This window comes from Ensifer sp. LBL, assembly GCF_050435225.1.
Taxonomy (GTDB): Bacteria; Pseudomonadota; Alphaproteobacteria; order Rhizobiales; family Rhizobiaceae; genus Ensifer.
The window spans coordinates 648,633-664,968 of sequence record NZ_JBNDJY010000004.1 but is presented as its reverse complement, the minus strand read 5'-3'; the positions used below and the strand labels follow the sequence as shown (position 1 = coordinate 664,968).

The 16,336-nt window shown below is 64.3% G+C and carries 18 protein-coding genes; 7 read left to right on the top strand and 11 right to left on the bottom strand.

All coding sequences use genetic code 11. The annotated features are described in order from the left end of the window. The first annotated feature begins 144 nt into the window (after positions 1 to 144). Together OKW20_RS19070 and OKW20_RS19065 are read left to right on the top strand one after the other, a co-directional pair. Positions 145 to 870, top strand: coding sequence for a class I SAM-dependent methyltransferase (locus tag OKW20_RS19070; protein WP_429174180.1), 726 nt, complete (start codon positions 145 to 147; stop codon positions 868 to 870). 91 nt (positions 871 to 961) lie between these two features. Further along, entirely contained in the window at positions 962 to 1,510 is a 549-nt protein-coding gene (locus OKW20_RS19065) for a tetratricopeptide repeat protein (protein WP_429113429.1), read from the top strand. A 37-nt stretch (positions 1,511 to 1,547) separates the two neighbouring features. Here the strand turns inward: OKW20_RS19065 and OKW20_RS19060 are convergent, their stop codons facing one another. Then, complete coding sequence (locus OKW20_RS19060) at positions 1,548 to 2,816, bottom strand: NAD(P)/FAD-dependent oxidoreductase (RefSeq protein ID WP_429174178.1); 1,269 nt, start codon at positions 2,814 to 2,816, stop codon at positions 1,548 to 1,550. A 138-nt stretch (positions 2,817 to 2,954) separates the two neighbouring features. Then, positions 2,955 to 3,269: a DUF1272 domain-containing protein gene (locus tag OKW20_RS19055; RefSeq protein WP_429174176.1), complete on the bottom strand. Its 315-nt coding sequence runs from the start codon at positions 3,267 to 3,269 to the stop codon at positions 2,955 to 2,957. Between the two features lie 70 nt (positions 3,270 to 3,339). Between OKW20_RS19055 and OKW20_RS19050 the strand changes: the two genes are divergently transcribed. Further along, positions 3,340 to 4,326: a GlxA family transcriptional regulator gene (locus OKW20_RS19050; RefSeq protein WP_429174174.1), complete on the top strand. Its 987-nt coding sequence runs from the start codon at positions 3,340 to 3,342 to the stop codon at positions 4,324 to 4,326. Between the two features lie 23 nt (positions 4,327 to 4,349). Here the strand turns inward: OKW20_RS19050 and OKW20_RS19045 are convergent, their stop codons facing one another. After that, positions 4,350 to 4,946: an isochorismatase family protein gene (locus tag OKW20_RS19045; RefSeq protein ID WP_429174173.1), complete on the bottom strand. Its 597-nt coding sequence runs from the start codon at positions 4,944 to 4,946 to the stop codon at positions 4,350 to 4,352. Between the two features lie 6 nt (positions 4,947 to 4,952). Beyond that, positions 4,953 to 5,417: an Lrp/AsnC family transcriptional regulator gene (locus OKW20_RS19040; RefSeq protein ID WP_043622517.1), complete on the bottom strand. Its 465-nt coding sequence runs from the start codon at positions 5,415 to 5,417 to the stop codon at positions 4,953 to 4,955. Between the two features lie 189 nt (positions 5,418 to 5,606). Here OKW20_RS19040 and OKW20_RS19035 point away from each other — a divergent pair, with 189 nt between their 5' ends. After that, complete coding sequence (locus OKW20_RS19035) at positions 5,607 to 6,326, top strand: aspartate/glutamate racemase family protein (RefSeq protein WP_429174171.1); 720 nt, start codon at positions 5,607 to 5,609, stop codon at positions 6,324 to 6,326. 101 nt (positions 6,327 to 6,427) lie between these two features. Here the strand turns inward: OKW20_RS19035 and OKW20_RS19030 are convergent, their stop codons facing one another. The 4 genes from OKW20_RS19030 to OKW20_RS19015 all read right to left on the bottom strand — a co-directional run bounded on the left by OKW20_RS19030 (position 6,428) and on the right by OKW20_RS19015 (position 9,889). Continuing rightward, positions 6,428 to 7,297 carry a GrpB family protein gene (locus OKW20_RS19030; protein WP_429174170.1) on the bottom strand — a complete coding sequence of 290 codons (870 nt, stop codon included), beginning with the start codon at positions 7,295 to 7,297 and terminating at the stop codon, positions 6,428 to 6,430. Then, positions 7,298 to 7,690: a VOC family protein gene (locus tag OKW20_RS19025; protein ID WP_429174169.1), complete on the bottom strand. Its 393-nt coding sequence runs from the start codon at positions 7,688 to 7,690 to the stop codon at positions 7,298 to 7,300. A 52-nt stretch (positions 7,691 to 7,742) separates the two neighbouring features. Next, complete coding sequence (locus tag OKW20_RS19020; protein ID WP_429174167.1) at positions 7,743 to 9,023, bottom strand: FAD-dependent oxidoreductase; 1,281 nt, start codon at positions 9,021 to 9,023, stop codon at positions 7,743 to 7,745. 461 nt (positions 9,024 to 9,484) lie between these two features. Next, complete coding sequence (locus tag OKW20_RS19015; protein ID WP_429174166.1) at positions 9,485 to 9,889, bottom strand: winged helix-turn-helix transcriptional regulator; 405 nt, start codon at positions 9,887 to 9,889, stop codon at positions 9,485 to 9,487. A gap of 200 nt (positions 9,890 to 10,089) precedes the next feature. On the opposite strand from OKW20_RS19015, the gene OKW20_RS19010 reads away from it, so the two are divergent. Together OKW20_RS19010 and OKW20_RS19005 are read left to right on the top strand one after the other, a co-directional pair. Next, positions 10,090 to 10,974 (top strand): SDR family oxidoreductase, encoded by an 885-nt coding sequence (locus OKW20_RS19010; RefSeq protein ID WP_429174165.1) that lies wholly within the window; start codon positions 10,090 to 10,092, stop codon positions 10,972 to 10,974. A 171-nt stretch (positions 10,975 to 11,145) separates the two neighbouring features. Continuing rightward, positions 11,146 to 11,529: a VOC family protein gene (locus OKW20_RS19005; RefSeq protein ID WP_043624179.1), complete on the top strand. Its 384-nt coding sequence runs from the start codon at positions 11,146 to 11,148 to the stop codon at positions 11,527 to 11,529. A 105-nt stretch (positions 11,530 to 11,634) separates the two neighbouring features. On the opposite strand, the gene OKW20_RS19000 is transcribed toward OKW20_RS19005, so the two are convergent. The 3 genes from OKW20_RS19000 to OKW20_RS18990 all read right to left on the bottom strand — a co-directional run bounded on the left by OKW20_RS19000 (position 11,635) and on the right by OKW20_RS18990 (position 14,358). Beyond that, a complete protein-coding gene (locus OKW20_RS19000) occupies positions 11,635 to 12,849 on the bottom strand; it encodes a multidrug effflux MFS transporter (protein WP_429174163.1) in 1,215 nt (404 codons plus the stop codon). Positions 12,850 to 12,948: 99 nt separating this feature from the next. Next, positions 12,949 to 13,581 (bottom strand): histidine phosphatase family protein, encoded by a 633-nt coding sequence (locus OKW20_RS18995; protein WP_429174162.1) that lies wholly within the window; start codon positions 13,579 to 13,581, stop codon positions 12,949 to 12,951. 24 nt (positions 13,582 to 13,605) lie between these two features. Next, on the bottom strand, positions 13,606 to 14,358 hold the full coding sequence (locus OKW20_RS18990) for a pyridoxine 5'-phosphate synthase (protein ID WP_192446672.1): 753 nt from the start codon (positions 14,356 to 14,358) through the stop codon (positions 13,606 to 13,608). 473 nt (positions 14,359 to 14,831) lie between these two features. On the opposite strand from OKW20_RS18990, the gene OKW20_RS18985 reads away from it, so the two are divergent. Beyond that, positions 14,832 to 15,944, top strand: a complete 1,113-nt coding sequence (locus OKW20_RS18985; RefSeq protein WP_429174161.1) for a hypothetical protein — start codon at positions 14,832 to 14,834, stop codon at positions 15,942 to 15,944. Positions 15,945 to 16,336 lie beyond the last annotated feature (392 nt).

Below are 16,336 nucleotides of genomic sequence, written 5' to 3'. Positions count from 1 at the left end.
GCATTGATATGCCGCCGCGTTCGAGCAGGATCAAAGCCAGCTTGCTGTTCCCGCGGGAACGGCGTTGGATGCCGGAGCGGCCTATCGCGCGCAGGCATCTGCGCCGCCCGACGCCCCCACGAATTGCCGAAGAAGGAGACCGCCATGGCCCAGAACATCTATGATCGTCCGGAATTCTTCGAGGGTTACAGCCAGCTTGGGCGCTCGGTGCACGGTCTTGCGGGTGCCGCGGAATGGCCGGCGATTCGCGCGCTTTTGCCGGATCTTTCGGGAAGTCGCGTCGTCGATCTCGGCTGCGGCTATGGTTGGTTTTCGCGTTACGCCCGCGAGGCCGGTGCCGCCCATGTGCTCGGGCTCGACCTCTCCGAAAAAATGATCGCCCGCGCCAAGGCCGACACGTCGGATCCGGCGATCGACTACAAGATCGCCGATCTCGACCAACTCGACCTGCCCGAGGCAAGCTTCGACTTCGCCTACAGCTCGCTTGCCTTCCACTATGTCGAGGATTTCGGCCGGCTGGTCGCGACCATCCACAAGGCGCTCGTACCCGGCGCCCATTTCGTCTTCACCATCGAGCACCCGATCTACATGGCCTCGCACAACCCCGGCTGGCGCATCACCGATGGCGAGCGCACCTGGCCCGTCGATCACTACTCAGCCGAAGGCCCGCGCACGACAAACTGGCTGGCGAAAGGCGTGATCAAGCACCACCGCACTATCGGCACGACGCTGAACACGCTGATGTCAGTGGGCTTCGCGATCCGCCATGTTCAGGAGTGGCGACCGACGGAAGAACAGATCGCCGAGATCCCGGCGCTGGCCGAAGAGGTCGACCGGCCGATGATCCTGATCGTCAAGGTGCAGAAGTAGTCCGTAGCCGATGTTGCCGGTCGCTTTGCTGCTTCCCGGGCGACGGGTATCTCGCGCAGAAGTCACTGTTCAAAATAGGACGATTGTCCGCATGCCAACCTTCCGGAAAGCACCGACAATTGCGTTCTTCACAGTCGCGACGCTCTTTGGGCTGGGGCTGGTTAGTGGCGACTTTGCAGCGGCCGGGATGAACGAAGCGACGGAAGCGTTCAGGCGAGCGGAGTATCGAGACGCATATCGCCACGCCCTGCCAGAGGCCGAGCGCGGCAATGTTGCGGCACAGAATATGGTGGGATCCCTATATTCATATGGCCGCGGAGTGGAACAAGACTACTCCAAGGCGTTTCAGTGGTTCAAACGCGCGGCTGATCAAGGTGATCTCAGCGCACAATATGCCGTTTCCCAATCGTACGAGACCGGTCGCGGTGTCGAGCAAGATATCCAAGCCGCTGTTCACTGGCTTAGGAAGGCAGCAGAAGGTGGGTTCTCACTCGCTCAATTGTCTCTTGCACACCACTACCGCGAAGGCGTGGGTGTGCCGAAAGATCCAGAACAGGCGTCACATTGGGAGGCGCGGAGCGAACAGGACCCAGCTAACCAGATAATTGGAGAAGCACTGGATCGCATTGGCGAAGAATAAGACCGTGCCCGAACGCATAGCGACCTGTCGGCTTCCCCTACCCCTTCTCCTTCAACGTCTCTTTCTGAGTGATCAGCCGGGCGCTGTGCTGCCCGCTGAGATAAGTCCAGAACCAGCTCCAGGCGACGGCGAAGCGGCTGCGGGTGCCGATCAGGAAGTAGATGTGGGCGATGCCCCAGATCCACCAGGCAAGCGCGCCCTTGAGCTTGAAGCGGCCGAAATCGATGATCGCGGCGCGCCGGCCGATGGTCGCAAGGCTGCCCTGGTGGCGATAGCGGAAATCAGCCGGAGGCTTGGCGCCTGAAAGCCGCGCGCGGATGACGTCGGCCACATAGGCGCCCTGCTGCTTGGCGGCGGGCGCAATGCCCGGCACCGGCTTGCCGCCGTCATAGGTAACGGCAGCCGTGTCGCCGATGACGAAGACGTCGGGATGGTTGGGAGCGGTGAGATCAGTCCCGACGATCGCACGGCCGGCGCGGTCGGCCGGGATATCCAGCCAGCGGGCAGCGGGCGACGCCTGCACGCCGGCGGCCCAGACGAGCGTGCGGCTGCCGACGAATTCGTCGCCGATAACAACGCCCTCCTCCGTGCAGGAGGTCACAGGCGTGCCGGTGCGCACCTCGACGCCGAGGCGCTCAAGCTCCTTGACCGCATAGGCAGACAGATCCTCGCTGAAGGCGGCGAGAATGCGCGGCCCCGCTTCCACCAGGATCACACGGGCCTGCCGGGTGTCGATGCGGCGGAATTCGTCGGGAAGTGTGCGGTGCGCCATCTCGGCGATGATGCCGGCAAGCTCGACGCCGGTCGGGCCGGCACCGATGACGGTGAAGGTCAGGAGGGCTGCACGAAGATCGGGATCCTCTTCCAGCTCCGCCCGCTCGAAGGCGAGCAGCACCCGGCGCCGGATCGTCGTCGCGTCTTCCAGCGTCTTCAGGCCGGGCGCGAAGGGTTCCCATTCGTCATGGCCGAAATAGGCATGCGTCGCCCCGGTCGCCAGCACCAGCGTGTCATAGGCGATCCGCTTTCCGTCCCGGAGCACCACCGCCTTTCCGGGCTCGTCGACATCGCTCACCTCGCCAAGCAGCGTCGTCACCTCCGGCCGGTCGCGCCAAAGGCTGCGGATCGGCCAGGCGATCTCGGAGGTCGCGATCAGCGTCGTTGCGACCTGGTAGAGCAAGGGTTGGAAAAGATGATGGTTGCGGCGGTCGATGAGCGTGATCCTGACCGGCGCGCCGGCCAGCCCCTTGACGAGCTGCAATCCGCCGAACCCGCCGCCGACGACGACCACGTGATGCCTGTCCTGCATGTTCTTCCCAGTCGGCTTTCGACTGGCCTTCCGTTGGACATGCCACAACATTGGGGTTGTGGCAGCCAAGCACAAGCGCAACCACCTCATGTCACCCTTGCAAAAAGTCAAGAACGGCGCGGAAAGCCGCCGCTGCGGTCAGCGCTCGTTCGGCGCGAGATGCCGGATCCGCGCCACATGCGCCTGAATATCCTCCGCCGTGTACGGCGAATGGCGGCGTACCTCGCTTGCCGGATCGAAGCCGAGACCCAGCCGCTTTTGCGGGCGAAAGGCGCGCATCGGCCGGATTGGCCTTGGCGCAAATCCGCCGCCGCAGGTCGGGCAGACATTGTGAAGCACGGTTTCCGCGCAGCTTGCGCAATAGGTGCATTCGTAGCTGCAGATGCGCGCATCCAGAGAGGCTGGCGGCAGGTCGCGGTCGCACAGTTCGCAGTTCGGTCTGAGTTCCAGCATGGTCGGCTCCAAGGGTGACGGATAATGGACCCGCTTGCTCCCATGAAAAGCCTTTGGCATAAATGACAATATGCCCTCGTTTTACGCCAAACCCGAAAAAGCGGCGCGAACCGTCGTGATCGTGCTTTTCGACCGCACCAAGCTGATCGACGTGACCGGCCCGCTGCAGGTCTTCAACGACGCCCGCACCGCGTCGGGTTCCCGGGCCTATGCGGTCTCGCTGGTCTCTGAGTTCGGCGGACCGGTCGCAACGGATACGGGCGTTGCGCTCGACACACGCCCCTTTGCCGATTGCGCCCCGCCCGACACGCTGCTCGTCTCGGGTGGGCAGAGCGCGCTCGAGGCGGCGAATTCGGAGGGACTGCAGGCATTCCTTTCCGCCATGGCCGGCCGATGCCGGCGCCTCGGCTCCATCTGCCTCGGTGCGTTCATCCTGGCACGCGGCGGCCATCTCCATGGGCGGCGGGCAACGACCCATTGGGAGGATTGCGACCAGCTCCAGCAGGATTTCCCAGAGATCGACGTGCGGGAGGATTCGATCTTTGAGGAAGATCGCGGCATCTGGACCTCAGCCGGCGTCACCGCCGGCATCGACATGGCGCTGGCGATGGTCGAAGCGGACCTCGGCCGCAGCGAGGCCCTGCGGCTCGCGCGTTCCCTGGTGCTTTACGTCAGGCGCACGGGCGGCCAGCGCCAGTTCAGCGCCGCCCTGCACCAGCAGATGACGAGCCGAAGCGACCGCTTCGATACGCTGGTGGCCGAGATCCGCGCCGACCTGGCAGCCGACCTCTCCGTGCCGCGGCTTGCCGAGATGGCGCGCATGAGCGAGCGCAATTTCTCCCGCCTGTTCACCCAGGAGGTCGGGGCAAGCCCGGCGCAGTTCGTCGAGGAACTGCGGGTCGATGCGGCCTGCGAGGCAATCGAGCGTGGGGATGTGTCCGTCGCGCAGGCGCCGTTTCTCTTCGGCTTCGGCAACGCCGAGCGCCTGCGCCGCGCCTTTCAGCGCCGCAAGGGCATCGCGCCCTCGGACTATGCGGCCCGCTTCGGCCCGCCCTGACGGACGAAACCCGGAGGGGAAGCTTAAGGGGACGGAGACGCGACGGCGAAGGCGATGTCTTCCACCGCGTCCACCAGCACAATCTCGTCGCCGAGCGACCACTCGGCCGCGCGCGCGGCCAGTCGCGCCGGCACCATCGGCGAGCGGCCGGGACCGGGCGGCACGTCGTAGGTCGCATGCGCATCATTGGCGAGGATCACGGTGAAGTCCTTCGCCATCGCCGCGCGGGCCGTCGCCGCCAGGCACATCTCCGAAAGCATGCCGCAGATCGCGATCGTCTCGATCTTGCGCGCCCGAAGCTGGTCTTCGAGGTCAGTGCCGTCGAAGCCGTCGTCGTTCCGCTTGCGGACCACCACCTCGCCTGCCCTCGCCGGAAAGAACAGCTGCCAGCCATCGGTCTCCGGTTCGTCGACAGCGCCCTTCGGCCCATCGTTCTGCAGGAAGATCACCGGCACGCCGGCCGCACGCGCCTTCTCCAGGAGCAGGCCAACGGCGCGCTGCAGATCCACATGACCGGGCACGGCTTCAGGCCCGGAAATAAAGGCCCGCTGCACATCGACAACCACCAGCGCATCGGCAACGTCATCGCCTAACGCCTTGCTCACTGCTTCATTCGTCATTTCGCCTCACACCGCATAATCGACCGGCACCGCCGTGCCGCTCTTCAGGATTTCCATCGAGATCGAGGCGGAGACATCGAACAGCTCAACCTTGCGCACGATCTGCTTGTAGACCACGTCGTAATGCTCGACACGCGGCAGCACGACCTTGACGATATAGTCATGATTTCCCGTCAGACGATGGGCCTCGACGATTTCGGGGATGTCGCTGATCGCGCGGCGGAAGGTCTCGATCCATTCGTCCGAGTGATGCGCCGTCTTGATCAGGGCGAAGACCGTCGTCGGCACGCCCATGCGCTCGCGGTCGAGCACGACGATGCGCCTGGCGATGTAACCCGCCTCCTCCAGCCGCTGAATGCGGCGCGAACAGGCCGAAAGCGATAGGTTCACCCGCTCCGCCAATTCGCCGACAGCCACGCTTGCATCCTGCTGCAGCAGCGCGAGCAGCTTCCTGTCTCTATCGTCGAGCACGCCGATCCCTCCCATGATCTGAAATTCACGCGCCTCATGTTTGCACATTTACTCATGAATGCACAAACAGATCGCGCGAAACATCCCTTTCGCTCCGATCAAAGCGAACCATTGCCGCCATCCCTGCGGCATAGTTCCTCCCATCAAACGACGGCCGCAACGGACGGCGACAACAGCGGACAGAGAGGAATGGTTATGCGCAAGATCGGTCTTATCGGCGGCATGAGCTTCGAAAGCTCGGCAGTCTACTACCGCATGGTCAACGAGGCCGTTCGCGAGCAACTGGGCGGGCTGCATTCGGCCGAGGTGCTGCTGCATTCCGTCGATTTCCAGTCGATCGTCGACTTGCAGAAGGCCGGCCGCTGGGAAGACGCCGCCAAGCGCCTTGCCGATGTCGCCCGCGGCCTTCAAGCGGCCGGTGCGGACTGCGTGCTGATCTGCACCAACACCATGCACTTGGTCGCCGATGCCGTTCAGGCGGCGATCGACATTCCGCTCATCAACATCATCGACGAGACGGCCATGCGCCTGAAGGCGGCCGGCAGTCGCCGCCCGCTGCTGCTGGCCACGCGCTACACCATGGAACACGGCTTTTACGCCGAGCGCATGAGAAGCCACGGCATCGACATCCTGGTGCCGGATTCAGACGGCCGCACGCTCGTGCACGATGTCATCTTCGACGAGCTTTGCGCCGGCAAGGTGCTGCGCTCCTCCCGCCGAGCATTGATCGAACTGATCGACAAGGCCGAGGCGCAAGGCGCCGACGCCGTCATCCTCGGCTGCACCGAGATCTGCCTGACCCTCGACCCCAGGGCCCTACCGCTGCCGGGCTTCGATTCCACCGCGATCCACGCCGAAGCCGCGGTTGCGTTCGCGCTGGAAGGTACCTGCCTGGCGCGGGCGGCTTGAGCGCAACGCTCAGGCCTTGGAGGCTGATGCACGAAGGACGGCAAAGCCCACTCCTTCCGCACGGCCCTCGTCGCCACATGCCCGAGGATGACTCATTCGGGTCAAGCTTCGGGGATGACTTGGGGGTTGCGCGCAAGCGGCCGCAGAAAGACACGCTCGTAGCTCACGAACGGCGGATCGGCGGCGACATCGCTGCGATAGCGCAGATACGCCGCCTCGTCCGGAAAGGTGAAGAGCGCGACGGCGATGTCGCCGGCGCCGTCTTCGCCCACCCCCGGAAAGCTGGCGCCGACGCCTGCGGGTTTTTCTCGTGGCACGAAATAGCCGTGGTGCGTTCCGCCGTGCCGCTCGATCAGCGTCATCCAGCTCTGCGCATAGGCCTCGAACTCCGCCAGGTCGCCAGGCTTCAGCCGGTAGCGGATCTCGCAGGTGATGGATGTCTGTGACATAGCCGACTGATCTCCCGTCATCCGGTCTTCGCGCTCGACGATCGCGTTGACGAAGCGCGTCTTCTCAGTGGTGTAGCGATCGCCGTCATACCGATAGGCCTCGGCGAGGCTGGCCTTCAGCGCCGCATACGCCAAGGCGGTGTCCGCATGGCTGCGCAGATGGTCGCGGAAGACAAGACGCCGTCGATGTGTCTCGTTGTCCGGCGGGCAGAGATAGACCCGCTGTTTCGGCTCCCGCCCATGCAGCATGAACGCCCAGACATCGTCGTCGTAGCGGTTGCCGCGCGCCTGATAGCCGGCCGAAACGAGCAAGGCACTGGCAGCCGCAATGTCGGGCAGCCCCCTCAAGGTCACATCGATATCGATGACGGCCTTTGCCGGCATGTCGGGAACGGCCGTGCTGCCGATGTGGTCGACGGCAATCACCAGCGCACCCAGGATGCGCCTGAGTTCCTGCGCGATCTCCAAGTAGCGTTGCGGCCAGCTGGGATCATAGGCCACGATCTCCACCCGCGTCGCCATTCAGAGCCCCACCTCGTTGTCGACGCCGCCCTCTCTCGGACGCGGCCCGCGAAGGCCGATGCAATTGCCCCAGGGGTCGCGCACCTGGCACATCCAAAGCCCCTCCTGGATCGCCATCGGCCCGCGATAGAGATGCGCGCCGAGCGCCTCGAAATGCGCAAGCGCCCGATCGAGATCCGCGACCGCCCAGTAGACGACGGAACCGGCAGCCCCGCTCGCCACCTTCTCGTCGGCCTGGACGATCTCGAGATCGATGGCGCCGATCCGCAGGTAGGCAAAATCAAAGGCGGCAAGAAACCGACGTTCAGCGTCAGGAAATGCGCGCTGATACCAGGCAAGCCCCGCCTGCGTATCGGCCACATGCACGAGAATGGCCGCCACGCCGTCCGTCATCAAATCCTCCATCCGCCATCCGGATCGCCTTGATACAGGATTCGCGGCCGTCTCAGATGGAAATAGCCGGGAGGTCCGCTTGGCCGCGCTCGTCTGCGCCGTCCCCCACCGCCTGCCAATCGCATTCGGCCAATCCCGCCGGCTTGAACGGATCGATCAGCGTGCCCGAGACGATCGAGGCGAGCAGCGCCTGCATCGGCGGGGTGCGCGCAACTGTTGCCACCAGCCGGTCGCGCAGCCAGGCGAGAGCCGTCGAGTCCGACTGGTAGAAGGGCGTGAAGAGAAGCGACAGCAGCTGGAACAGCGCGACGTGGTTGCGGCGTGCGGCGGCATAGGCGGCAAGTGCGGCATCGAGATCGCCAGCCGTCTCCAGCGCATGCGCAAGTGCTGCGACATCGAGCAGCGCCATGTTCGCCCCCTGCCCGAGCTGCGGGCTCGTCGAATGGGCGCTGTCGCCGACAAAGGCGATGCGGCCGCAGACCGGCGGGCGCATCGTGCGATGCGCATAGCGCGCCAGCGTCAGTTGCTCCCAGTCACCGATCTGATCCAGCACCGGCGCACAATCCAGCCAGTAGTCGAGAATGCGCGCCTTCCAGCGGTCGAGCCCGGCCTGCTTTATCGCCTCCGCGTCCGCTACCCTGACGCTCCAGAAGAAGGCGACGCGCGCGCGCGCGCCCATCCGCGCGCGGCCCGCCGGCAGGATGCCGATCATCACCTTTGCCCGGTCGTAGCGCTGCACCAGTGCGTGCGGATCATGATTGAGGCCGTCGCTGTCGAGCGTCGCCCAGAAGGCGCCATAGGCAAGCTCGCGCACCTTGGGCGCGGCGGTCGAACCGGCAGCGAGCGCCGAGCGCGCGCCGCTCGCATCGATCACCAGATCATAGGCGCCAGCCTCATGCCCCTGCGCATCCAGCAGCACGGCCTTGCCGCCCGCCATGCGAACATTGGTCAGCGTGACGCCGGTCTTGACCGGCAGCCCAGCCGCGGCGACGGCGTCGTGAAGCGTATTGAACAGGGCCGCGCGCTGCACTGCCAGCCCGAAGCGCCCACCGGCAAGCGCATCATAGCGCACGTCGAGCACGGTGCGTCCGGATCTGGCATCGGCGCCATAGAGCCGGTCGATCCGGCTGCCGAGTGCAAGAATCGGATCGAGCAGGCCGAGCGTGTTCAGGACCGTGAGCCCCGTTGGTTGCAGCATCAGCCCGGAACCGACAGGTGAAGCTGCGTCGAAACGCTCGAGGATCTCCACCCTATGGCCGCGCTGCGAAAGCATCAGTGCCGCTGCCAACCCCGCCGGGCCAGCGCCTGCTATGCCGATATGAAGTGTCTTCATGGTTCCCCGATGTGACGCAACTGATCGGCGAAACTATAGGGAAAATCAAAGTGCTAGGGCAAGGTCGCGGTACCGGGACACGACGTCGCGCGTGATCCTGACGTTACGTCATTCTGCAAAGGAGCGACCGCCCCTCATCCGGCCTGCCGGCCACCTTCTCCCCGCAGGCGGGGCGAAGGAGACGCTTGGCACCCGCTCGTTTGACCTCCCCCCTCGCCAAGCCAGGCACCTGCCCGATTCCGCGATAGCCGCCTTCGTTTTCCATTGACCGCCGCCCCGTTCGGAAGCGCTGCGAGCGGGCAAGTCCCCTCTCCCCGCCTGCGGGGAGAGGGTTAGTCCTCGGGTTTAACCCGAGGAGAGGGGCAAACCACGCTAACGGTCCCGGAAACGAAAGTGGCAGGCGCGCCACGGCGCGCACGTACCCGCGGCTCAAGGGTGTCACGCTGTCGCAATGGAAGTGCTCACGCCTCCGCGTCATAGACCTCGCGCGCCGCGCGGATCGCGCCGTGGTTTTCCACCGACCAGTCGACGAAATGCTTGAGCAGGCCGAGCAGCGAGCGGCCGAGATCGGTGAGCGCATATTCGACGCTCGGCGGCTGCGTCGGGTAGACGGTGCGGTGGATGTAGCCGTCGCGCTGCAGGTCGCGCAGCGTCTGGGTCAGCATGCGCTGGGAAATATCGGGGATCAGCCGGCGGAGCTGCGAGAAGCGCAAGGGGCCGTCGGCGAGCGACAGAATCATCAGCGAATTCCACTTGCCGCCGATATTGTCCATGACGTCGCGGACCGGGCAGTTTTCCATATCCATCGGCACGCCGCAGACGATCGCCACGCGCTTGCCCTTCATGTCCCCGGTAGGCTTGTTCATCGGCGGTACCCTTTTTGTAACCACAGCAGAAAAAACTGCCTCCTTTACAGCCCTACTGCGATTACGCAATAAGAGCAAGTCTCAAAAAGAGACCATGTGCCGAAGCGTCTCCCAGGCAACGGTAGGAAGAGCCGGCGAGGCCTGCGCCGCGGCGTTCTGCGCGCGTTTCCGTCTCGGCCCAAACAGAAAAGGTAAAGACCATGTCCGATACATTGCTCGTCACCGGCGCAACCGGCCAACTCGGCAAGCTCGTGCTCGACCAGCTGCTGGCATCCGGCGTCGCACCGGCCCGGATCATCGCCACCAGCCGCGATACGGCGAAGCTCGCCGTTTACATCGCCAGGGGCGTCCAGGCCCGCGTCGCCGATTTCGACGATCCCGCGTCGCTCGACCAGGCCTTTGCCGGCGCCAACCGGATCCTGATCATCTCGACCGACGCGCTGGACCAGCCGGGCAAGCGACTGAAGCAGCATCTTGCTGCCGTCGCGGCCGCGAAGAAGGCCGGCGCCAAGCACATCGTCTACACCTCGATGCCGAGCCCGGAGACCTCCGTCATCCCCTTCGCGCCCGATCATCTCGGCACCGAAAACGCCATCAAGGCAACCGGCATTCCCTACACCATCCTGCGCAACGGCTGGTACATGGAGAACCTGTTCATGGCGCTGCCGCATGCGCTTGAGACCGGGCAATGGTATTCCTCGTCGGGCGAAGGCCGCCTCGCCCACATCGCCCGCGGTGATGCCGCCAAGGCTGCAGCCGCAGCCCTTGCCTCCTCCACCGGCGAGAGCCACACCTATACGCTGACCGGCGGCGAACTGCGCTCGACGGACGAGATTGCCGCCCTTGTCGCCAAGGCGACCGGCAAGCCGCTCAACGTCGTGCACATCTCCGACGAGGCGCTTGCAGGTGGTCTGAAGAGCGCCGGGCTGCCGGACTTCCTGATCCCGATCGTCGTCTCCTTCGACGCCAACACCCGCGGGGGTCACATCGACATGGTGACGAGCGATGTCACGGCGCTGACCGGCGCAACGCCAGTGACGCTCGCCACCTTCCTCGAAGCCAGCAAAGCGCGACTTGCAGGCTAAGCGGTAAGCCAACCAGCGGGAGCCCGGGCGTTTGCACCGGGCTCTCGAAACGATTTGCCATGCTGTCGGCATCGGGCGCCCGGCGAGACGGCCGCCGCATTTGTTCTTGATTTGTTCCCGTTTTCGCTCTATGAATTCTCCCGGCTTCACCGCTTCAAAAAAGGGGACATCATGAGCGTTTATCTGACCGTCGGTGCTTTGGATTCCGCCAGATCCAATGCCTTCTACGATGCCGCCTTGGCGACGATCGGCTGGAAGACGCACACGGAATTTCCGGACTGGCGAGCCTATTCCGAAGGCGGAACCGGCAATGGTCCCGTCTTATGGGTCTGCAAGCCCTTCAACAACGAGCCGGCAAGCGCTGGAAATGGCTCGATGGTCGGCTTCATGGTCCAGTCCCGTCAGGACGTCGATGCCTTCTACCAGGCGGGCATGGCCAATGGCGGAATGGATGAGGGCGCCCCCAATCCGCGGCCGCACTATGGGCCGCACTGGTACGCCGCCTACATGCGCGATCCCGCCGGAAACAAGATCTCCGTGGTCTACAACGGTTAGCCCTTCGCTGCCTCGGCGGGATACTTTAACCGGCATCCGGTGCGCCGGGCACAACGGCATGGGACGTTGATGCCGCCACGCGGGCCTGGCAGCGTTTGCCGCTCCCTACCGGATGGCCTCCACCGGCGAAGCATCGGCCCTTAGCGCCAGCTCGGCCAAAACGAGCGCCCCGACCCCGGCGAGAAAGAAGCCGGCCGAAAGGTTGAGCGTCGTGCCATCGTAGAAGGCACCCACCGCGATCGAAAACACCGTCGCGACAAGGCTGGAGCCGGAGGCGATCAGCGACGCGCCGAGACCTGCCACCTGCCCTAGCGAACGCATGGCCATGGCGTTGAGATTGCCGAACAGCACGCCGACCGCAAAGAAGGCGGCAAAGCCGAACATCAGCAGCACCGCAAGCGGCGGCCGCCCGCCCCAGTAGAGCGAGGCCACGAGCATCGCCAGGCCGGCGGCGGCCAGGCCCAGAAAACCCCGGCGCGCCATCGCCTCCGCACCGAAGCGCTGCACGAGCTTGGCATTGAGGAACGAGGCCAGCCCGATGCCTGTCGCCAGCATGGCAAAATAGAGCGGAAAGGTCTCGCCGATCCCGTAGGCGTCGAAGAAGAGGTCAGCCGCCGTGCTCAGATAGAGAAGCTGCGCGCCGAAGACGAGCCCGGTCGCAACGATCAGCAAGGTTACCCGCCGATGCGACAGGATGCGCCGGCCGTTCGACACGAGAAGCCGCGGGCGAAAGGGAATGCGTTTGTCGGCCGGCAATGTTTCCGGCTGCCGCATCACCAGCCACAGGCCGAGAAGGCCGGCCGCCGCGAGATAGACAGCAAAGATGCTGCGCCAGCCGGCCACAGCGATGATCCCTTGCGCCAGCGTCGGCGCCAGCATCGGCACCAGAATGAACAGCGTGAACATGAACGACATGACGCGGGCCATAGCGTCACCCTCGAACTGGTCGCGGATCATCGCCCTCGTCGCGATCTTCGGCCCGGAAACGCCGACGCCCTGAAGAAACCGGCCGAGGATGACCATTTCGAGCGAGCCCGCCACCATGGCGATGACCGTTCCGAGCGCATAGACGCCAAGACCCAGGACCAGCGCCCTCTTCCGCCCCATTGCATCGGAAAGCGGCCCGAGCAAAAGCTCGCCGAACGCCATGCCGAGGATGAACAGTGAAATCACATGTTGTGTGGAAAGCGGCGGCGCGACGCCGACATCGACGCCGATCTGGCGCAGCCCCGGCAACAGCGCGTCGATGCTGATCGAGGTCAGCGATGTCAAAAGCGCATAGAGAACGATGCGCTCGCGAAAACTGGTCTGAATGGTCATGGGCCGGAGATGGGCGAGAGGACGGGCTTCCTCTATAGCAGCCCCTGTTGCAGATTGCATTGCGTTCGCGCCTGCGTTGCCATGAGTATTTTCAGGGCGTTACAGCGTCTCATTTGCCAGATGCGCGGCATCCGCCAGGCTGACGACGGCTCGGTTCCTGAAAAAATCATCCTCGCGCAGATGGGTGATGCTTCCGGATTTCGCCGGGAAACTCAAGAAACCAGCGGCCTCGATCGGAACCTTCATCCAGGCGGCCATCACCAGCGTCAGCGTGAAGCCGTGGGTGACGATGATCTGCGTTGGGCAAGACCTCGCCACAATCGCTTCGACGCAAGGGTAGACCCGTAGCGCCACGTCGCGGCGAGTTTCCGCACCCTCGATGCCGCAATCATAATCCAGCCGATTGTCGTCAGGCGCCGCGGCATAGCGCGCATCGAGCCAGGCCTGCGGTTTGCCGCCCGCCTCGCCATAGCTGATTTCGCGAAGGGCTGCGGTTTCCGTCACGGGCGCGGCAAGGCGCGCGGCGATTGCCGCCGCCGTTTCAGCCGTGCGCAAAAGGTCGGAGCTGAAGATCTCGACCTGCCTCCCGCCGACAAGGGTCGCGAGACGCTCGGCCGTGGCCGCCGCATCCTTTCGGCCGCGCTCGGTCAGGCCGGTGTCGTACCAGCCGCCCACCTTGCCCTCGACATGGTGGACGGACTGCGTGTGGGTGACGACGAAGATTTCCTTCATGGCGAAGGCGCCTCAGACCTCTGATCAGACCTCCTGGCCGCAGGCGCGGCGGAAGCGGCGCACGGTCTCGGCCATGCCGTATTCCAGCGCATCGGCGGTCAGGCCATGGCCGATCGACACTTCGGCAAGGTTCGGAATGTGTTTTGCAAGCAGCGGCAGGTTGGCGACCGTCAGGTCGTGGCCGGCATTGACGTCGAGACCGAGCTCGGCCGCCATCGCCGCCGTACGGCCGAGTTCGCCGGCGATCTTCTCGGCTTTCTCCGGATCGTCATAGCAGCCGCCATAGGGGCCGGTGTAGAGTTCGATGCGGTCCGCACCCGTTTCCCTGGCGATGCGCAGCGCCTCCATGTCCTCGTCGCCATCGGCAAACAGCGAGACACGAAAGCCCTTCTTCTTCAGCCGGCCGACGACATTGCCGAGCAGATTGTGGTTCTTGCGGAAATCCCAGCCATGGTCGGAGGTCGCCTGCGCCGGATCGTCCGGAACCAGCGTCACCTGCTCCGGCCGGTGCGCTTCGACGAGACCGAGAAACTCCTCGTTCGGGTAACCTTCCATGTTGAATTCCGTCGCCGGGAATGCACCGTCGATCAGGTCGCGGATCGGCTGCAGGTCGGAAAAGCGGACATGGCGCTGATCCGGCCGGGGATGCACCGTCAGGCCGGCGGCGCCGGCTTCGAGCGCGATGCGCCCGAGTGCGGTGACGGACGGCCAGGGCAGATCGCGCCGGTTGCGAAGCATTGCGACGGCATTCAGATTCACGGACAGTTTTGCAGGCATGTCTGAACTTTCCAGAGGCGGGGCCGCTCACGGCCCGATGCGGGCAATGTGGATGCAATGTTCTACTGCATATTTAACGAAAGCAGAAACGATTTGAGGTCGGGATTATGCAGCAATTCCAAGGAGTACCAATGCAATGGCCGCGGCAATGCCGCGCAGTGCATTTGCCCGCCTTGTCTTGATCGAATCTTGACAATCGATCTCTCTAATATGCAGGAAAGCTCAATCACCGGATCGAAACCTTCGCGCCGACGGCGCGCCGGCACCGGGTGAGCGGTCACCGCTACGATCTGTCACAGGGATTAAGGACGCAATTTTTACGTTTATTTCAGAAAAAACTCAAATTTGGCGTCTACTACCCCTGACAACCACTTCTTTTGGCCTTAAATTTCCGAATCAGATCGAATGGCCCTGGCCTAAGCCGCGATCGCCTTCTTAGATTTTTAGATCACATGACCCTGGAGCAAGCACCGATGACGACGGTCGAAAGACCCTGCGATGAGACGATACGGCGGACGCTCCGTCGCATCCTCGAAAGCAAGGCTTTCGCGCGTTCCGAGCGCTTGCGGGCGTTTCTTTCCTATGTCGTCGAAAAGGAGATGATCGGCGAAGGCCATCAGCTCAAGGGCTACTCGATCGCCATCGACGTCTTCGACCGGCCGCAGGCCTTCAACGCCGACAGCGACCCGCTGGTGCGCGTGCATGCCGGCAAGCTGCGCAAGCTGCTCAAGGCCTTTTACGAGGGCGACGGCGCCGACGAAGAATGGCGCATCGCCATCCCCAAGGGCACCTACGTTCCGGAATATCGCCACGCGCGGACGGAAGTGGCCGAAACGGTCGCCCCCGCGTCGCGCCAGCCGAAGCCGGCCAAGCGACGGTTTGCCGGACATCGCCCCACCTGGCCGCCGGCACCGCTCTCTTCGCCGCTCTCGGTTCTCAGCGTCCTGCCGCTGTTGCTCTTTGCGCCGATGCCGTCGCAGGAAATGACGCTGGACCTCGACGCCCAGGCCAAGCTCTTCAACGCCCGCCACGCCACCGAGCGGGTGCTCCCCGCCGTCACCGTGAAGCTCAGCGGCGCCGAAAACAGCGACGCAAAAGCCTTTGCCACAGCGCTTCGGCTTGCCGCCCAGCGTCACAAGACGCTGGCGCGCGCCACCGACGGCGACACCGGCCGCCCCGTTTCGCGCAACTCCGCCCTCTCCTTCACCGTCCAGGTGACCTGGTACGAGGCGCCGGCCCAGGGTATTCGCGTCACGCTCTCCCATGACGGCGAGACTGTGCCGTTGCGCCAGGACTTCATCACCTGGAAGCGGCTCGAGACCGAGCCGGACCTGCTTTTCGAGAGCATGTCGCTCGCCGCCGAACTGTTTTCGCTCGATGGCGAGATCTACAATCACGCCCGCGAAGAGCAGATCGAAAGCCCGCTGATGGGCTGCATGGCCGCTACCCAGCGCTATCGCAAGCACCTCACCCGCGACACCTTCGAGACCGCCTGGTCCTGCCAGCAGAAACTCTCGCCGCTGCGCGGCGACGAGCCGCTGTTCATCCTCAGCGCCAACAGCCCGCTCAAGGTCATCGGACACTGAACGTGCCCGGCGGGGCGGCCAAGAGCCGGCCCGCAGGAAGCGGCTGAGGACCCCGGCCCAGCATACTCACCCGCCTTACTAAAGACTGGTCATATTAGCGATTCGCGTATACGGTACACGCATGCGTTGGGAATGGGTGCCTGGGTGCTCGTCAGGCAAGCATCGATGTCCTGAGTAAACCGTGCCTTGCGCGCGGAGGTGCCCCAACCGAGCAGCAGGTATTGTCGTTGACGATCAACGAGTGCCTCACCGCGCGGATCCGTCCGCACCTTTGAGACCCGGCGATCGCCACCGCTTCCGGACGCGGATTGCGCGCACGCCTGGGTCGGTCTCGATTCCAGGAAATTGCAGAAACAGCGCGCCGAAAGACGCGCAGGCTGTAGACCGGGGAC